We start from the raw sequence: 16716 nt of genomic DNA on the forward strand, positions 1-16716 counted from the left end.
CCTCCCCTATCGCCCGCCGAGCTTTGCCAGGGATTGGGCCAGAGTCTTGCCGTCGGGGCCGATCGGGGTTCGCAGTGCGGTTTCAAAGATGCGCGCGGCTTGCTCGGCATTTCCTTCGCTGGCAGCGATCAGCATCGAGGCGAATGCCGCCGAGAAACTCTCCCGGTCGAGGCGCGTCGCGATGGCGGTGCGCCGGCGCGCTTCTTCGATATGCCCGTCCAGCATCTCGACCACGGCAAGCGAACCCTGCGCCTCACCGAAGCTGTCGTCGAGGGCCAACGCCTTCTCAAAGCGGCCGCGGGCGGCGGCGCGGTCCCCTGCAAGCACATGCGCCCAGCCCGCCGCGATCCACGAGCCGAGATGCGTAGCGAACAGCTCGGCACCCTTGTCGAGATCGCGCGCCGCCATCGCCTGATCGCCTGCCAGCATCCGAGTGAGGCCCAGTCCGATCCGCGCGCGGGGCGCGGCGGGCGCGCGGGCCAGTGCGGCCTGGAACAGCGCCGCCGCCGCCGCCGGGTCCTCCCCGCCGAGCGCGAGCGTGCCCAGGGTCGTAAGCGCGTCGGGGTGATCGCCCGCGGCCCGCGCGGTGCGCGTGGCAAGATCGGTATCCTCGATGTCGATCGCCAGCGTCGAAACCACGGCGTTGAGCCCGCGGTGCTCGGGATGAATATCGAGCAGCGCGCGCGCGCGTGCCGCAGCCAGGTCGATCTGGCCAAGCTGGTGAAGCAGTTGCACCTCCAGCTGCGCCGCCTGCGGCAGTGCATCGCTGGTCGCCGGATCGAGCGCGGCGAGCGCCGGCTCGAAGCGCTTTTCCATCGCGAGCGACCAGGCGAGATTGAAGCGCACCGCCGGTGCGTCCGCACCTTCGCCGAGCAGCGCGGCATAAATATCGGCGGCACCCGCCCAATCGAGGCGGCGCATCGCCACAAGCCCCGAAAGATGCTGCAACTGCGGCGGCAGCGGCCGGAGCCGCGCGTGTCGATCGAGCAAATCCCCGGCGGCGTCGAAGCGCTCCTCGGCGAACGCCGCTTCCGCTGCATCGGCGATGAGCGCGACATTGTCCGGGTCTTCGGCAAGCAGCGCGACGAGGCGATCGTGCCGGCTCTGCGCGGGGGCGGTCTGGGTCATGCGCGTGCTTCCTTCAAATGGGCCAGCGCCCGGTCCATCAATTGGCGGCCCTCAAGCGTCTCGCCGATGATCCTGCTCACCTGATCGACGATGGCGATCAGCGCGGGATCGTTTGCCACAGCTTCGCCGAACTGCTCGGCGAGCAGCCCCCGAACCATCGCGCGACGCAGTTCCTCTTCGTCCAGCGTGTCGAGTGCGGCAAGCGCGCGAACGCGATCCAGCGGGCGCGCGGACGATGCTCCGGACGCGGCGGTGCGCCCCCGACGCGATGCGCCACGGTTGCGGCCCGTCCGCTGCAACTGCTCGCGCAGCAGCAGCAGCACCTGATCGACATTGCCGATGCTGGTCATGCGCCGAACATGCTCAGTGCGTCGTTCCGCGCTCGATCTGGTCGAGCAGGAAGGACGTGGCCGAAGCCTCTTCCTCGGCGGGCTTCACGGCCGCAGTCGCACCGGCGAGGCGGCTGCATTCGTCGATAAGGAGCTGCATGTCGCGGTTCAGCGGCAGATTGTCGTCGTTCACTGCGATCCCCTGCGTCAGCTCGCGGATCGCCTCGCCAAAATGGTCCTGGATCAAGTGACGCAGCCCTCGGACGAAATGCGCGAGATAATGATCGCCCGGCAGACGATCGAGCGGCTCCCAGGTGGTGATCGCACGCGCCGCCTCGCCCGACGTCAGCTCGAAGAAGCCGAGCTGAAAACGCGCCAGCGCGAAGTCGGGCGCAAGCTCGACCGCCCGGCTGAGCGCAGCGTGCGCCTCGATCGGGCGGCCCGATCCGGCGAGCATCGAGCCAAGCAGGAAATGGAGCCGGGCATCGCCGGGATAGGCCTCGATCAACCGTTCGGCAAAGGCGATTTCGTCGGGCGTGCTTGCCTGCATGGCGCCGAGCAGCTGCGCCATCTCCTCGTCACTGCACTGCGTCATGTCCGTCTCCATCACCGATATCCCAGTCGCGCGCGCAGCTTGCCCAGCGCAAGCGCATGGAGTTGCGAGACCCGCCCTTTCGAAAGGCCCAGCAGGTGCGCGATCTGCGAGAAGCTTACGCCGTTCTCATAATGTTGGCGAATGATCGCCGCCTCGCGCTCGGGGAGCCGATCGATCGCATGGTGAAGCTCGGCATTGAGCTGTCGCCACGCAAGGCTCTCATAGGCGTTGGGTCGCCGGTCGACCCCATCTCCGGGCTCGACGAGGTTGGAACCGTCCAGCATCAGACCGATCGCCAGCCCGGCAGCAAGGTCGGACAATGCCTCAAGCGGATCGGTCGGCTCTGCCTCTGCGCGCAGCGAACGCAGCCGCTCCGTCTCGATCCGGCGGCGATAGCTGTACTGCGCGTCGATCTCGTTCATCCGCGCGGCGCCATCGGCGATGCTGCCGATGATCCTTCGCCGCGCGAACGCACCGAAGGGCACGCCGCGCAACGGGTCGTACCGCTCGATCGCAACGAGCAGCCCCTCGTACGCGAACTGTTCCATGTCGTTCAGTTCGCCGCCGTTGCGCGGCCGGGCGCGGAACTGGCGCAGCGCGATGGCCCGCGCGAGTGTGCGGTAGCGGGTGAATATCTGTTCTTTGCAGCGCAGTTCGCGTTCGAAGCGGAAGCGCCGCCACAAGGATGCTTCGACCCTGGGGGGAACGAGCAGCAGCTCAATCCCCGAGGAAGTGCCGCCCCGGCGCTGCTTCATTTGAAACTTCCCAGCACGCCCCGCAGGATCAGCCCCCATCCGTCGATCAGCACGAACATGAGGATCTTGATCGGCAGCGAGATCGTCGAGGGCGGGACCATCATCATCCCCAGCGCGAGCAGGATCGACGCCACGACAAGGTCGATCAGCAAAAAGGGCAGCAGGATTACGAAGCCGATGGTGAAGGACACCCGCAGTTCGTTGAGCAGGAAGGCGGGCGTGAGCTTCAGCAGCTCCACCTGTTCGGGCCGGTCGGGCACCGGCGCCCTGGCGATGGCGTAGATCGCCTCGATATCGCTATCCCGCGTCTGCGCCAGCATGAAGGTGCGCAGCGGCCCGCTGCCCCTGTCCAGCGCCTGTTCGACCGTGACGCTGCCCGCCATCAGCGGTTTGAGCGCCTGACCGTTCACTGCGGTCAGCGTCGGCCCCATGGTAAAGGCGGTCAGGAACAGCGCGAGGCTGATCAGCACCGGATTGGGTGGCGTTTCGGGCATTCCAAAGGCGTGGCGGACCATCGCCAGCACGACGATGATGCGGACGAAACTGGTCATGCTGATGAAGATCGCCGGCACGACCGCCAGCAGCGTCAGCAGGAGCATCGTGCGCACCAGATCGGTGCTCATCCCCGCCCCGCTTGCCGCAAAGGCAGTGGCGGGTACGAGCAGCCCGCCGGCGAGCAGGCCGATCCGGACAACCGGGGGCAACCGCATCAGCCGGCCTCCCCCGCCCCGCCCGTCGCTGCGAGCGATGGCGAAGGCACCGCTGCGCAGGCGCTTTCCCGCAGCACGGTCTGCTGCTGCTGCGCGCAAAGGACCAGATATTCTCGGCCGTCGCAGCGCAACAGGCAAACATCCGCATACTGGCTGACGCGGCGCGTCTCGATCACTTCCACGCGCCGCTGCGCCGGCAGCGCCGCCACCAGCCCCCGCAGCCGGGGCAGATCGATGCGTCCGCCGCTCCGCTTCAGCGCGAGGGCAGCAAGCGCCGCGAGCATCAGACACAGCATCAGCGCCATCACGATCCGCGTGAGCGACAGGTTCAGCTGCCCGCCCCCGCCCAATCGCCCCGCCTGCGCAAACGCGGCGGGGGCATGGACCAGATACGCAGCACCACAGGCAAATAGGGCTGTCAGTCGGGCCATTGTACGATCTCGGAGAGGCGCACCCCGAATTTGTCGCCGACCGCGACCAGTTCCCCGCGCGCGACCGCGACACCGTTCAGGCGCAGATCGACGGCAACGTTGAGCTGTGCGTCGAGTGCCACCACGCTGCCCGCAGCCAGCCCCGTGAGATCGGCGACGGTCATCGATGCGGCGCCCAGAAACGCCTCAAGCTCCACACCGACATTCTCGATCAGCTTGCTGCTGACGCGCGCCGTCGCCCGCCGGTCTGGCGTGGTGTCTGCAACTGCGGGCTCCATCCGCTTCGCCTCCGCAGGAGCATCACTATGTCCAATCACGCAGCTATTCCTCGGCTTGGAGCATCCAGGATCCTGAGGGCGGGGCCCCGCTCGCCCTCGACAACGGTGCAGCGCCCCCGGGCGAGCGGCACGCCCCCCACCGCGAGCGGCAGCGCGGCGTCGGTCGGCTGATCGAGCACGAGCACGTCGCCGCAGCCAAGACCCGCAAGCTCGGCGACCGAGATGCGGCTGCGGCCGAGCGATGCGGAGAGCGAGACCGAGATCCGGGCGAGCGCGGTGCCGCCGGAGCCGAGCGGTGCGCCCGCTGGGGGATCGGGCAGGGTACGGCGCACCAGCCGTGCGAAACACGATGCCGACAGGTCGACCTGGACCACCAGCCCGCGCGTGGCCGTGACGATCTCCAGCCGGACCACCGGCCCCTCCCCGGCCCGCCCCTCGGACTCGCGCCAGACCGCGCTGTCGAGCGCGAGCCGCTGCGCGAGGCGCGACTTGAGGTCCTGAAGACACGCCTTGCCCAGCGCTTCGAGCAGCGTGATGTCCTGGGGGTTGCGCTGGTCGATCGCAGTCGCCACCCCGAGCACGAGGGCGCCCAGCGCCGTGGTGCCCGACGGCGGAAGGCCGATGGCCACCCCCTCGTCGCAGCCATGCCACACCGTCTTGCGCGACTCGATACGCGGCGCAGCGACGCGCGCCAGCGCGCCCGCGACACGCATCCGCTCTTCCGCGAACCATTCGCCCGACCAGCTTTCGACCAGATCGGCCAGCGCGCGCTGCGTAGCAGCAGGCACTGCCGTGCCCTCAGGCAGCCACGCTCTATGGTCCTGCGTCATCCCTGGCCCCGGATGCCGAAGAGCTGCTGAATCATGTCGTTGGACACGCTGACGATCTGCGAGGACGCCTGGAACCCGCGCTGGATCAGGATCAGGTCGCCGAATTGCTTGGAAAGATCGACGTTCGACGCCTCCAGCTGCTTGGCCTTGACCAGGCCGACGCGCGGGTCTTCGCTCGCCAGGTACATGCGCTCCCCGCGACCATCATAGCTGAACAGGCCGCCGTCCTTTTCGGTCAGCGACTGGGTGTCGCGGAAATCGGCCAGCGCGACGGCGCCGAGATCGAGCTTCTGCTCGTTCGAATAGGCGAGCTCCAGATGGCCGGTGGCGTTCACCGTCACCGTGGTCAGCGCGCCAACGCCGTGCCCGTCGATCGCGGATGCGCGCAAATTGGAGGTGTCGCCGGACGAATAGGATTGCACCGACGAGAAATCCAAGGTCACCTTGAAATGGTTCGTCGTGTCCTCGACCTCGATCTTGGCGGTGGTGGGATCGACGACGCTGCCGTTGAACTTGAGCGCCTTGGTGGCGATCACGCCCTTGTCGTCGCTGATGGTGACGGTCCAGGCGCCGGCGGTCGTACCCTTCTCGAACTTCGCGCTCCATTTGTGCGCGCCGCCGCTGGGGTCGTACACCGTCATGTCGTTGATCGGGACGGCGGTGGTGGCGGTGCTCGACAGATTGTCGGTGAAGGTGATCGTGGTGCTGCCGATCGGCGCGCTGGTGCGCTTCTGATCGATCGACAGGCTGACCGGGCGCCCCGAGGAATCGAGCGTCGCCAGCCGGTAGTCGGTGCCGGACAGGACGATGAAGCCCTTGTCATCGACTTCGAAGCTGCCGGTGCGCGTGTAGAGCATCTTGTCGCCGTCCAGCAGGACGAGGAACCCGCCGCCGTCGATCGCCAGATCGAGATCGCGACCGGTCTGGCGGAGCTGGCCGGCGGTGAGGTCGAGCCGGCTCTCGCCGATGCCGACGCCGTTGCCGCTGCCCCGGCTGTCGCTGTCGTGCGCGAGGCCGCCGCGGCTGCCGGTGCCATAGTAATTCTGGAACGTCACCGTCGAACCGCGAAAGCCCGACGTGTTGAGATTGGTGACGTTGTTGCTGACCTGTTCGAGCCCGCGCGAATAGGCGTTGAGACCGCTCAGGCCGATATAGATGGCTCCGAACATGGCTTAATTCCCCTTCCTGATTTGCGAAACGGCGGAGATTGCGAGGTTGCTGATCGTGCGGTTGTCGGCGGTCTTGATCGTGATCCGGGGTGTGCCGTTGTCGAACGAGACCGCCGTGACCGTGCCGGTGAGCGTGGTCGCCCCGGCGGGCACGTCGACCAGCGTGCCGAGCAGACCGGTCGCCTGGCTGGTCGCCTGGGCGGAGACCAGCATCTCCAGCCGGTCATTCATCGTCTGGCTCTGCTGAATCTGCGAGAATTGCGCGAGCTGCGAGACGAACTGGAAATTGTCCATCGGCTTCAGCGGATCCTGATAGGTCAGCTGCGTCAGGATGATCTTGAGCAGCGCGTCGAAGCCGAGCCCGAAGGCGTCGGTTGCGGCGGTGCCGCCATTCTGCTGGGTCGTCTGGCCGGTACCGCCGGCGGCTACCGGCGCGGTTTGCGCGATCATCGTTGCTTCTCCCTGGGCAAGAGGCCGTGGATCTGGACGCGCGCGGCGGAAAGCCCGTGGCGACCGAGCATCGCGACGATCTCATCGCGCAATTGCTGGCGCTCGGCCTCGTCCAGATTTTCGATACGCGCGGCGACCTGAAGCCCGTTGTCGATCTCGCTCAGCGCGACATGCACCGCAGAGCGCGCGGCAGGGGGCGCGCGATAGGCACGGCGCTGCGGGGGCGCGAGCGGCTCGGCAGTCTGGGCACGGTCGGGCGGCGCGGGCACTGCGGCGATGGCCGCTCCCCGCGAAGCGCCCGGCGCAACCGCCCGCACGCTGCGCGCCACCGGCGCATTCTTAGAGGCGAGTAGCCGCGCGCCATCGGCGCCGCTGCGCGTGGGCGATCCGGCTTCGGGTTCTTCGGCGGAAGCCCGGTCCGCTGGCGCAGCCACGGGGGCCTGCGCGCTCGGGACATCACCCTCCACAGCGGTCACGGCCTGGATGGGAGTCGTCACCGGGTGCCCGAAAAAGCCATCCTGGTTGAAGACACGGGCGAGCGGCGCGGGGGCCTGTGGCGACGGGTCGGTCGTGCCATCCTGCCGGGGCGCGACGATCGAAGCGTCCGGCGCGACAGGTCCGATGGGCCGTGTCGGCGCGCCCTGCGACTGCGCGGGGTGGGGGACCGAGGGGACCAGCGCGGTCGCGTCGGCGGGGGCGGCGCCCTCCACCTCGCGCGCGGTGTCGCCGGCGCCGAGCAACTGTGCGAAGCGGTCACTCGCCACCGGGCCGCGCGGCGGTTCGCCCGGATCGCGTCCGCCGCGCGGCATCGGCCCGGCATGGGACAGGACTCCAATCATGCGCGTCTCCAGTTCGAAGCGATGCGGTCTGCCAGCGCATCAAGCGCGCGGCTGTCGCGCGCGCGCCGCAGCGCCCGGCGGCTGTCGTCGAGCGCGCGGCCGGCGAGGCGGCAGCGTGCGTCGCCATCGTGCCACGCACGCTCCGCAACCGCCGACGCCGCGAAGCACTGATCGCGATGCATCTGCGCAAAGGCGCTCGCCCGGCCATGGTCGACCAGCGCGTTCGCCAGCGCGCGGGCAAGCTCCGGTGCGAAAGCCGCGCTGCCGAGATGCCGGTCCCAGGCGCGTGCCGCGCTTTCGGTGCGGAGGTCGGCGCGCCGCGACGCTTCCACGGCCTCATCCTCGCGCGCCCTGGCCTCCGCCAGTTCCTGATGCGCGGCGGTGCGCTGTGCGTCACGGAGCGCGGCGATATCGGCCAGCGCGCGATCGACGCGGCGGTCACGCATGGTCGCCGCTCCCGACCGCTGCAGTGAGGCCGGAGAGCGTATCGGCGAACGCCGACTGCTCATCCTGCCCCTGGCGCAGGAACGCCATCAGCTTCGCGCGGGTGGCGATCGCGCGATCGATCTCGGCATTGGCGCCGCTCTTGTAGACGCCGCTTTCGATCATCACCCGCGCTTCGTCATAGACGCCGAGCTGGGTGATGGCGGCGCGCGCGGCCGCAGCGTGCGCGCGCTCCATCAGCCGCGCGGCCTGCCGGCTGATGCTGCGCGAGACGTCGATGGCGGGGAAATGCCCCCGCTCGGCCAGGGTGCGCGACAGCACGATATGGCCGTCGAGCAGCGATTTCATCACTTCGACGATCGGATCGTCGACATCGTCGGTCTCGCTGAGCACGGTCATCACCGCCGTGATCGCGCCGCCGCCCGTCGCCCCGCACCGCTCGACCAGACGCGGCAGGGCCGCGAAGACGTTGGGCGTATAGGCGCGCACGGTCGGCGGCTCACCTGCGGCAAGGCCGATCTCGCGCAGCGCCATGGCGAGGCGCGTCACCGAATCCACCACCAGCAGCACCTGCTCGCCGCGATCGCGCCAATACTCGGCCAAGCAGAGCGCAACGTTTGCGGCGCGGGCCCGCAGCGCGGCGGTCTCGTCGGAAGTGGCCGCGACGAGCGTGAAGCGGCTCGCATCGCTGCGGGCGGACAGCGCGCGCCAGATCGCCTCCACCTCGCGCCCGCGCTCACCGACCAGGCACAGCACGACGCGGTCGCACGCAACCTGTGCAGCGAGTTGTTCGAGCAGGCTGGTCTTGCCCACCCCCGCCGCCGCGAAGATGCCGACGCGCTGGCCCATGCCGAGCGTCAGCAGCCCGTCGATGGCGCGCACGCCGGTCGTCACCCGCAGCAGGGGCGCGGCGCGATCGAGCGGACGCGGTACCGATCCCGAAAGCGGCATCCGGGCGCCGGTGGGGATCGCGCCCTTGCCGTCGAACGGGCGCCCGAACGCATCGATCGCGCGCCCGGCAAAGCCATCCCCGACCGCAGCCGTGCCGCCCCCGGCCAGCGCCGTCACCTGCGCGCCGGGCCGGACCTGGCGGTTCTGCTCCAGGGGCACGAGGGTCAGCGCGGCGTGATCGACGGCGGCGACCTCCGCGCACACCACGCCCCCCTCTCCCGCCACTTCGCACAGGTCGCCCACGGTGCAGGCCGGCCCGTCCGCCTCGAAATGGCCGTGCCCGACCTTGCGGACGAAGCCGACGGGCCGGACCAGCTCCGCGTCGCGCAGGCGCAGCAGGAAGGGGTGGGCGGTCATCGAGTCATTTCCTCAAGCAGCGCCGACACCGCCTGCCACTGGGTGCGCGCGTCGAGATCGATCTGGCCCAGGCGGCATTCGATCCGGCTCGCGCCGGCGCGCAGCGTACGATCGCTCTCGACGCGCAGCCCCTCCGCCGCGAGCGTGGCGGACAGCGCGGCGACGGCTTCGGCGTCGGGAAAATCCTCCGCGCTGACTCGGATCGCCACCACGCTCGACCGGCGAAGCGCGGCGAGCTGCCGTGCGATCATCGCCTGTGCGGCAGCCGCCCAGTCGTCGACATTGGCGAACAGCTTGGCGAGCGCGGTGCAGGCGAGCTCCGGGGCGAGCCGATCGAGCGCATCGAGCTGCCGGACAAAGTCGGCGCGGGCCTGCTCCACGCCCTGGCGGATCGCGGCGATGCCGTCGGCGTCGCGCCGCTCGGCCCGGGCAAACCCTTCCCGCCGGCCCTGTTCGCGCGCGGCCTCGACCGCGCGGCGCGTCGCATCCTCCGCCGCATCGTGTCGGCGATGGAGGCGATCGATCTCGGCGAGCAATTGCGCGCGCTCGATGTCGGAGGGGGCGATTGCAGACGCCGCCGCCTCCTCCGCCTCCGCCGGCAGGGGCGCGGCGCAGACAAACCGGCGAACGGCGATGCCAGCGTCGGATTTGATGAGCATTGTCATGGCAGCTTGCCCCGTGCCCGGAGTAGCCCGCCAACTGCGTGGGCGAGCGACGGGCCTCGCGCGGGCCCCTGCCCCGCCGGCGCGAGAAACGCATCCAGCGCCCGGCGGCCCGCCACGGTGAGCCCGCCAGCCTGCGCCGCGAGCCGCGCCGCGATGTCGGCCGAATAAGGCGAGGCTGCCGCTTCCGTCGCCCGAGTGGCCGACTGCGCGGCGAGATGCTTGCGGACTCGGTGGCGCTCCCTGCGGCTGAGCCGCGCGAGCACCGCATTGCGATCCGCGGCGGCCATGCCGCGCAGCTCGTCGAGCAGGATGTCGAGCCGCGCCTCAGGCAGCAGCATCACCCGCCTCCTCAGTCATGTTGAGCTGACGCCGCAGGCGCTGCGCGAACGCCTCATGCTCCTCGCCGCTCAGCCGGGCGCTCGGGCGGCGGAAGCGCCAGACCAGCAAGGCCGCCAGCGCGACGCCCGCCACGAGCCAGAGCCAGAGCGGTGGCCAGGCGATTCCCAGGGTCGCTGCCGGAGGCGTGGGTGTGGGCAGGCTGGCCGCCGGGTAGCTGGGCTGCGCGATCGGCAGGGGCGCGGCGAGTGGATCGATGGGGCCGGTTTCGAACGACAGGGTGTCGCCGGCCTGTTCGCTCAACCCCGTCGCCTGGACGATGGCGCCGCGCGCGACCTGCTGGTCCTCCGGCGCGATGGGCGCCTCGCTGATGAACAGGATGCGGATGCGGAAATTGCGCGCCGCGCCCTCTCCCGCGGGCGCCCAGTCGGTCGGCATCGCCGCGTCCGCCGTCGCGCCCGCCGCCGCCTCGCGGGGAAGCACCAGCACACGCAGCGCGAAGCGAACGCCCGGCATCTGCCGCTCGATCGCGCCCTGTGCCCGCGCGCGATAATAGTCCCCGACCGCCTTGCGCTCGGCGACCTCGGCGGGCGGTCCGTCGCCCAAGCCGCCATCGGCTGGGGTCGCGAGTGTCGGGCTGATGACATGGCCACCGCCGTCGAGCACGACGACCTTGGGCCGGGGCAGGTCCGGCACCGCCGCCGCGACGAGCTGCTGAATGCCCGACACGCGTGCCGGATCGGCGGTCTGGCCCGGCTTCATGGTCACGGTGACCGCCGCGCTGGGTTCGACCCGGTCGCCGCGAAACAGCGCCTTTTCCGGCAGCGCGAGATGGACGCGGGCGGTGTCCACGCCCTCCATCGCCATGATCGTGCGGACCAGCTCGCCCTGGAGCGCGCGCTGGTAATTGATTTTCTGCGCAAAGTTGGTGAGCCCCATGTCGGACTTGTTGAACAGCTCGAAGCCGATCTGGCCGCGCGCCGCTGCGTCCGATCCGGCGATCGCGACGCGCGTGGCGTCCGCCTGCCCCTCCGGCACCAGGATCGTCGCGCCGCCATCGCGCAGGCGATAGGCGACGCCGCGCTTGTCGAGCTCGGCGACGATCGCCGAAGCGTCGGTCGGGCGAAGCCCCTGTGCGAGCACGGCGTACTCGGTGCGCAGGAACAGGAAATAGCCGACGGCCAGCAGCGCCACGACCAGCGCGAAGACGCCGCCCAGAAGATAGAGCTGCCCGCGCTGCGCGGTGGAATCGGGAACGGCGTTCTGCATCGGGATTCAGCCGATCACAGCGGCATGTTTATGATTTCGCGGAAGCCCTCGACGATCCGCGAGCGGACCTGCATCGCGAGTTCGACCGAAAGGCGCGCCTGCTCCAGCGCCATCGTGACCTGATGCACCGGCATCGTGTCATCGATCGCGAACTGCTGGACCAGCTTGTCCGCCGTCGCGATCCGTTCGTCGACGCCGCGCAGCCCGCGCATCAAAACCTCGCCGAAGCCGGTGCCGCCCGCAGGCTGGGCGGTCGTCGCCGTCATCTCGCCGAGGCGCAGCGCGAGCGGCGCGGCATCGATGCTGCCGATCGCAGCGATCCCCTCGACCCCCGTCACGACTGTTTGCCCAGTTCGGCAGCGCGCGAATACATCTGCTGCCCGATGCTCATCGCGGTCAGGTTGGCCTCATAGGCGCGCGAGGTCCGGATGAGCAGCGTCATCTCCGCTGCGTGGTCGAGATCGGGATAGGTGACGAAGCCATCCGCATCGGCATGGGGATGCCCCGGTTCGTAGACCCGGCGGACGCCCGTCGCCATCGGCTCGACCCCCAGCACCTCCACACCCCCCGGCGTCTTGCCCTCGGGGCGCAGCAGATGCGCGAAATCGACCTGCGGACCCGAGAGCAGGCGCATCGGCCGGACTGGCTCGCCCGAAGCGGTGCGGCTGGTGTTCATGTTGGCGAGGTTCTGCGCGATCACCTGAAGGCGCTGCCACTCGACGTCGAGGCCGGTGCGGCTGATGGCAATGGCGTCCATCTCAGCGTCCTCCCGAAACGATGGTGCGCGACAAGTCCATCTGGCGCCCGAGGATCGAGAGGATGGCGCCGTAGCGCATCGCGGTTTGCGAGGCGGTGGCGATTTCCAGGTCGAGCCGCATCTCGCTGGCGATGCGCGGCATCGGCGCGAGCTCGACCCTGGGCTCCACCCCGGCGATCGCCCTGCCCCCCTGCATGGCGGCGCTGCGCAGGCTGTCTTCGAAGGTGACACGGATCGGCCGGTAATTGGGCGAGTTCGCGTTCGCGATGTTCTGCGCCGTCGCCTGGAACCGCGCCGTCAGCCCATCCAGCGCCTTGGCGATCAAGGCCGTCGAAATACTATCCATGTCCCCACCCTGTTTGCGTACGCTATTGAACGATGATCTCCGCGTGCAGCGCGCCCGCAGTCTTGATTGCCTGGAGGATGCTGATCATGCGCCGCGTATCGACACGCGCGCGCGACAATGCCTGGACGAGATCGGCGACCGAGGTGTTGGGAAACCGGAACGACTGGTCCCCCACGCCCTCCGCCACTTCCAGCTTGGTGTTGGTGACGATGAGGCTGCCGACATCGCTGGCGAAGCCGCCATAGAAGCCGAGGGGCTGCGACGCGCTGCGCTCGCCGGTCACCGTCACCTTGATATCGCCCTGCGCGATCGCGACGCTGGAGATCATTACGTCGCCGCCGGCCACCACGGTCCCGGTGCGCTCATTGATGACGATACGGGGCGCAACGTCGGGCTCGACCCGGACATTTTCGAGCTGCGCGACGAAGCCGGTGACTTCGCCCGGCGCTCCGGCAAAGCGGATGCGCACTTCATCGGCATTCCTGGCTGTCGCCGTGCCCAGTCCGAACCGCTGATTGATCTGGTCGGCAATGCGCTGCGAGGTCGAGAAGCTCGGGTTCGAGAGCAGGAATGCGATCTCGTTGCCGCCCCGCAGCACCGCCGATTCGACCGCCGCCTCGATCGTGCCGCCGCCCTGGAGCAGGGCGGTGGTCGGATAGTTGCGCTGCTGCTGGTTGAGATCGGCGTCGAAGCGATAGCCGCCGACGAGCAGAGCCCCCTGCGCGAGCGCATAAGTGCGCTGATCCGGCCCGAGCAGCGGCGTCAGGATCAGCGTGCCCCCCGCCAGGCTGCGCGCATCGCCGATCGACGAGACCGCGACGTCGATCCGATCGCCCACATTGGCGGAGGGCGGCAGCACCGCAGTGACCATCACCACCGCGACGTTGCGGCTGCTGATCTGGTCCTCCGTAACGCTGGTGCCGAGACGGCTCAGCACGTTGCGCAGCGCCTGGCGCGTCACCACGCTGCGCCGCGTGTCCCCGGAGCCGGCCAGCCCGGTGACCAGGCCGTAGCCGACCAGTGCGTTCTGCCGCCAGCCGTCGAACCTGCCGAGGCTTTTGAGAGGCACCGGCTGGGCGATGGCGGGCGCGGCGGGAGCGCACAGCAGCGCCGCAGCGGCAAGGGTCGCGAGAACGCGCATCAGCCCAGCCCCAGGAAGGAGAAGATGCGGTTGAGCAGGCCGGGTTTTGCGCTGCGCGAGACGAAGCCCTTGCCGTCATAGTTGATCTGCGCGTCGGCGATCCGGCTCGACAGCACGCTGTTGTCGCTGCGGATATCCTCGGGACGGATCCGCCCGCGCACCGCGATCAGCGTCTTTTCGCCATTCACATGCAGGCGCTGCTCGCCGACGATGCGGTAATCGCCGTTCGGCAGCACCGCCTCGATCGTGACGCTGAGCTGCGCGACCAGCCGCTCGCTGCGCCGCATCTCACCGCGCCCTGCATAGCCGCCGCCGAGGGAGAGCTGCCCGCTCTCATTGACCGAGCCGGCGTTGAGCCCGCCCGAAAGGTCGGTGCTCTTTCGCCCGACGTTCTGGGTGGTGTTCGACGCCTCTGCCGCCTGCTGGACGACGACGGTGATCGCGTCGCCCACGCCGCTGGCGCGGCGATCGGCGGCCATCGAGGACCAGTTGCCGCCCCTGTAGAGATCCTGGGCAGCGGCAGGTGCCGCAATGAGCAACGCGGCAGCCGAACGCACAACCATGCGCCTCATCGCACTTCCCCCTCCGGGGCCAGCGCAAGCGGCACCGCGAACACCTTGCCCTCGGCATCGCGCACGAACAGGCGCTTGCCCGAAAGGCCCGGCTGCATCGCCGTCACCGCGCGCTCGATCGTCACCGGGCCTGCCTGCGAGCGCAGGGTGAGTGCGGCGCCGGGGGCAATCGCGCGCCCGGGAAGCGCCGCCAGGCGCCCGAGATAGCTGCCCGCCGGCAGCGCCGCCCGCGCGACCGCCAGCCCGCCCTGCGCATAGCGTAGCCGTGCCGGTGCGACATCACGGCACTCGGTGGCGACCACATCGCCGGCAGCAACTGCCCGACTGGCCGGGACGGCGAAAGCCGCGGCGAAACAGCCTCTCCCGTCGGGCGCGGCGGGCTTGGCGAGAGTCGCGCGAATACGGACCGTCCCGGCCGGCGCGGCAATCCGCAGCCCGGGCACCCGGCGACGCACCAGCGTGGCGAGGGTGGCTGCCGGCAGGTCGAGCGCTGTCGCGCCACGCGGCAGCCGCGCCACCACCAGACTGGCGATGCGGACCGGCAACCCTCCCCCGCGCACCTTGACCAGATCGCCGACGCGCAGCTCGGCAGCGCGCACCTGCACCGCCGCCTTCAGCACCGCTTCCTGAGCCCCGCCGGCGGGGGCGGCGGCGATTGCCAGCGCCGTGACCAAATGCCCTGCCATGACCCTATCGCCGCAATCCGTTCGCGACGCCCATCAGCTGATCCGCGGCCTGCACGATCTGCGCATTCGCGGCATAGGCGCGCTGCACGAGCATCAGGCGCACCATCTCGTCGGTGAGTGCGACGTTCGACTGCTCGATCGAGCCCTGGACGAGCATCCCGGTCCCGTCTTCGCCGGGCAACGCCTCGCTCAGCGCGCTCGCATCCTCGACCCGGTAGAGCCCGCCATCCAGCCGGGCGACCGCGAGGGGATCATTGATGCGCACCAACTGGATCTGGCCCAGCTCGACCGGATCGGCGCTGTCCGGCACCGTCGCGCGGACCACGCCGTCGCTGCCGATCGCGATCGCGCCGGCGTCGCCCGGCACAGTGATCGCGGCACGGAGCGGGATACCGTGGCTGGTCGCGAGCTGGCCGTCCTCATTCACCTTCAACGCGCCGCCGCGCCACAGCAGCGTCTGGCCGCCCGGCCCCATCAGCTCGATGAAGCCGGCGCCGTCGATCGCAAGATCGAGCTGCTGGCCGGTCCGCTGAAGTTCGCCCTGCTCGTTCAGCATGAACTGTGTGTCGAGCATCACTCCTGCGGTATCGGCGACGGGCTGGCGCAGGTCGGGCGTCGCCACTTCCGGCGGACGGTTCGCGACGACGTCGGCAAAGCGCAGCTGGACTCGCTTGAACGCGGGCGTATTCACATTGGCGATGTTGTTGGCGATCCCGTCCAGCGCGCGCTGCTGCGCCTGGAGGCCCACGGCACCCACGTAGAAGGCGTCGCTCATCGCGTCTGCCCCAGGCTGGAGATCGCGCGGCCGATCAGGTCGTCATAGACCTGCACGAGGCGGGCACCGCCCTCCGACTGGCGGAGCGCCGCCATCATCGCGATCATCTCGTCCCCCATCTCGACATTCGAGCTCTCGACCATGCCCTGGCGGATCACGGGATCGCGTACCGGCTCCATCAGCGCGACTCCCGCAGAGAAATGGGATTCGCCGACCGATTGCAACGCGCTCGGATCGGGGGTCGCGAACAGCTCGATCCGCGCGACCGGGCGCCCGTCATCGAGGACGGTGCCATCCTGCTGGATCGCCGCGCTCGCGCGGTCCAGCACCAGGTCGCCGCCGCCCTGCTGTTGCAGAACATAGCCCTGGGGCGACACGAGCGTGCCGTCGGCGGAGCGTGTGAACTGGCCCTGGCGCGAATAGACGACGCGGTCGCCGGCGCGAAGCGCGAAGAAGCCTTCGCCGCTGATCGCCAAGTCGAACGAATTACGCGTTTCGGTGAGATTGCCCTGTGCAAAGCTGCGCTGCACCATAACTTCAGAAGAAGGGGCCGATGAGCCATCTTCCGCACGAAGAAGCTGCGAAAATCCTACTTTCCTCTTAAACCCCGGCGTGGAGATATTCGCGACATTGTGTGCCGCCACCTCCAACTTCCTTGCGGACGCACTGAGAATAGCCGTAGCCGCCTCGACGAGACCCGACATGTCACCCCCCGGTTACTGTCCTTACAAGAGACACCGGCAGGTGAGTCCCGTCAACCAGCCCGGGACAAAGGATTGGTCCGTATGCCTTGCATCGGATCGGGCCGCAGAAATCCTGCGATTCGCCGTGGAAATCCCTCTTTTAAAAGAGCTTATCCAGCCAACCCCAAGCGGATTTTCCTCCAATTCGGCCTATTCTTTG

At 69.3% G+C, this 16716-nt stretch carries 24 protein-coding genes; all 24 read right to left on the reverse strand.

Annotated features, from left to right (window positions below):
* Window positions 1–6: 6 nt before the first annotated feature.
* Genes ACG3SL_RS12830 through ACG3SL_RS12945 form a run of 24 tightly spaced genes read right to left on the reverse strand, consistent with a single transcriptional unit; the run spans window position 7 to window position 16517 of the window.
* On the reverse strand, window positions 7–1128 hold the full coding sequence (locus ACG3SL_RS12830) for a tetratricopeptide repeat protein (RefSeq protein ID WP_448661543.1): 1122 nt from the start codon (window positions 1126–1128) through the stop codon (window positions 7–9).
* Window positions 1125–1478 carry a hypothetical protein gene (locus ACG3SL_RS12835; protein ID WP_448661544.1) on the reverse strand — a complete coding sequence of 118 codons (354 nt, stop codon included), beginning with the start codon at window positions 1476–1478 and terminating at the stop codon, window positions 1125–1127. The genes ACG3SL_RS12830 and ACG3SL_RS12835 overlap by 4 nt, the downstream gene beginning before the upstream one ends.
* Before the next feature lie 13 nt (window positions 1479–1491).
* Complete coding sequence (locus ACG3SL_RS12840) at window positions 1492–2052, reverse strand: hypothetical protein (RefSeq protein WP_448661545.1); 561 nt, start codon at window positions 2050–2052, stop codon at window positions 1492–1494.
* 11 nt (window positions 2053–2063) lie between these two features.
* Window positions 2064–2807 carry a sigma-70 family RNA polymerase sigma factor gene (locus ACG3SL_RS12845; RefSeq protein ID WP_448661546.1) on the reverse strand — a complete coding sequence of 248 codons (744 nt, stop codon included), beginning with the start codon at window positions 2805–2807 and terminating at the stop codon, window positions 2064–2066.
* Window positions 2804–3517 carry a flagellar type III secretion system pore protein FliP gene (fliP, locus tag ACG3SL_RS12850; protein WP_448661548.1) on the reverse strand — a complete coding sequence of 238 codons (714 nt, stop codon included), beginning with the start codon at window positions 3515–3517 and terminating at the stop codon, window positions 2804–2806. The genes ACG3SL_RS12845 and fliP overlap by 4 nt, the downstream gene beginning before the upstream one ends.
* Window positions 3517–3948: a hypothetical protein gene (locus ACG3SL_RS12855; protein WP_448661549.1), complete on the reverse strand. Its 432-nt coding sequence runs from the start codon at window positions 3946–3948 to the stop codon at window positions 3517–3519. Before ACG3SL_RS12855 ends, fliP begins: the two co-directional genes overlap by 1 nt.
* Window positions 3936–4265: a FliM/FliN family flagellar motor switch protein gene (locus ACG3SL_RS12860; RefSeq protein ID WP_448661550.1), complete on the reverse strand. Its 330-nt coding sequence runs from the start codon at window positions 4263–4265 to the stop codon at window positions 3936–3938. Before ACG3SL_RS12860 ends, ACG3SL_RS12855 begins: the two co-directional genes overlap by 13 nt.
* A complete protein-coding gene (locus ACG3SL_RS12865; RefSeq protein ID WP_448661551.1) occupies window positions 4262–5014 on the reverse strand; it encodes a FliM/FliN family flagellar motor C-terminal domain-containing protein in 753 nt (250 codons plus the stop codon). The genes ACG3SL_RS12860 and ACG3SL_RS12865 overlap by 4 nt, the downstream gene beginning before the upstream one ends.
* A gap of 38 nt (window positions 5015–5052) precedes the next feature.
* Entirely contained in the window at window positions 5053–6225 is a 1173-nt protein-coding gene (locus ACG3SL_RS12870; RefSeq protein ID WP_448661552.1) for a flagellar hook-basal body complex protein, read from the reverse strand.
* A gap of 3 nt (window positions 6226–6228) precedes the next feature.
* On the reverse strand, window positions 6229–6675 hold the full coding sequence (locus tag ACG3SL_RS12875) for a flagellar hook capping FlgD N-terminal domain-containing protein (RefSeq protein WP_448661554.1): 447 nt from the start codon (window positions 6673–6675) through the stop codon (window positions 6229–6231).
* Window positions 6672–7514, reverse strand: a complete 843-nt coding sequence (locus ACG3SL_RS12880) for a hypothetical protein (RefSeq protein ID WP_448661555.1) — start codon at window positions 7512–7514, stop codon at window positions 6672–6674. The genes ACG3SL_RS12875 and ACG3SL_RS12880 overlap by 4 nt, the downstream gene beginning before the upstream one ends.
* Window positions 7511–7960 carry a hypothetical protein gene (locus ACG3SL_RS12885; protein ID WP_448661556.1) on the reverse strand — a complete coding sequence of 150 codons (450 nt, stop codon included), beginning with the start codon at window positions 7958–7960 and terminating at the stop codon, window positions 7511–7513. The genes ACG3SL_RS12880 and ACG3SL_RS12885 overlap by 4 nt, the downstream gene beginning before the upstream one ends.
* Window positions 7953–9266: a FliI/YscN family ATPase gene (locus tag ACG3SL_RS12890; RefSeq protein ID WP_448661557.1), complete on the reverse strand. Its 1314-nt coding sequence runs from the start codon at window positions 9264–9266 to the stop codon at window positions 7953–7955. Before ACG3SL_RS12890 ends, ACG3SL_RS12885 begins: the two co-directional genes overlap by 8 nt.
* The gene (locus tag ACG3SL_RS12895; RefSeq protein WP_448661558.1) at window positions 9263–9931 is read right to left on the reverse strand and encodes a FliH/SctL family protein; all 669 of its coding nucleotides are present in this window, start codon (window positions 9929–9931) and stop codon (window positions 9263–9265) included. The genes ACG3SL_RS12890 and ACG3SL_RS12895 overlap by 4 nt, the downstream gene beginning before the upstream one ends.
* Window positions 9928–10269, reverse strand: a complete 342-nt coding sequence (locus tag ACG3SL_RS12900; RefSeq protein ID WP_448661559.1) for a hypothetical protein — start codon at window positions 10267–10269, stop codon at window positions 9928–9930. Before ACG3SL_RS12900 ends, ACG3SL_RS12895 begins: the two co-directional genes overlap by 4 nt.
* Complete coding sequence (gene fliF, locus ACG3SL_RS12905) at window positions 10256–11536, reverse strand: flagellar basal-body MS-ring/collar protein FliF (protein ID WP_448661560.1); 1281 nt, start codon at window positions 11534–11536, stop codon at window positions 10256–10258. The genes ACG3SL_RS12900 and fliF overlap by 14 nt, the downstream gene beginning before the upstream one ends.
* 14 nt (window positions 11537–11550) lie before the next feature.
* The gene (locus ACG3SL_RS12910; RefSeq protein ID WP_448661561.1) at window positions 11551–11874 is read right to left on the reverse strand and encodes a flagellar hook-basal body complex protein FliE; all 324 of its coding nucleotides are present in this window, start codon (window positions 11872–11874) and stop codon (window positions 11551–11553) included.
* Window positions 11871–12293 (reverse strand): flagellar basal body rod protein FlgC, encoded by a 423-nt coding sequence (flgC, locus tag ACG3SL_RS12915; protein ID WP_448661562.1) that lies wholly within the window; start codon window positions 12291–12293, stop codon window positions 11871–11873. Before flgC ends, ACG3SL_RS12910 begins: the two co-directional genes overlap by 4 nt.
* 1 nt (window position 12294) lies before the next feature.
* Window positions 12295–12639, reverse strand: coding sequence for a flagellar basal body rod protein FlgB (locus ACG3SL_RS12920; RefSeq protein WP_448661563.1), 345 nt, complete (start codon window positions 12637–12639; stop codon window positions 12295–12297).
* A 22-nt stretch (window positions 12640–12661) separates the two neighbouring features.
* Window positions 12662–13780 (reverse strand): flagellar basal body P-ring protein FlgI, encoded by a 1119-nt coding sequence (locus tag ACG3SL_RS12925; RefSeq protein ID WP_448661564.1) that lies wholly within the window; start codon window positions 13778–13780, stop codon window positions 12662–12664.
* Window positions 13780–14352 (reverse strand): flagellar basal body L-ring protein FlgH, encoded by a 573-nt coding sequence (locus ACG3SL_RS12930; protein WP_448661565.1) that lies wholly within the window; start codon window positions 14350–14352, stop codon window positions 13780–13782. Before ACG3SL_RS12930 ends, ACG3SL_RS12925 begins: the two co-directional genes overlap by 1 nt.
* Window positions 14349–15038: a hypothetical protein gene (locus ACG3SL_RS12935; RefSeq protein ID WP_448661566.1), complete on the reverse strand. Its 690-nt coding sequence runs from the start codon at window positions 15036–15038 to the stop codon at window positions 14349–14351. Before ACG3SL_RS12935 ends, ACG3SL_RS12930 begins: the two co-directional genes overlap by 4 nt.
* Window positions 15039–15042: 4 nt before the next feature.
* Window positions 15043–15813 carry a flagellar hook-basal body protein gene (locus ACG3SL_RS12940; protein ID WP_448661567.1) on the reverse strand — a complete coding sequence of 257 codons (771 nt, stop codon included), beginning with the start codon at window positions 15811–15813 and terminating at the stop codon, window positions 15043–15045.
* Window positions 15810–16517, reverse strand: a complete 708-nt coding sequence (locus ACG3SL_RS12945) for a flagellar hook-basal body protein (RefSeq protein WP_448661568.1) — start codon at window positions 16515–16517, stop codon at window positions 15810–15812. The genes ACG3SL_RS12940 and ACG3SL_RS12945 overlap by 4 nt, the downstream gene beginning before the upstream one ends.
* Window positions 16518–16716: the final 199 nt, after the last annotated feature.

This window comes from Sphingomonas degradans (assembly GCF_053502645.1).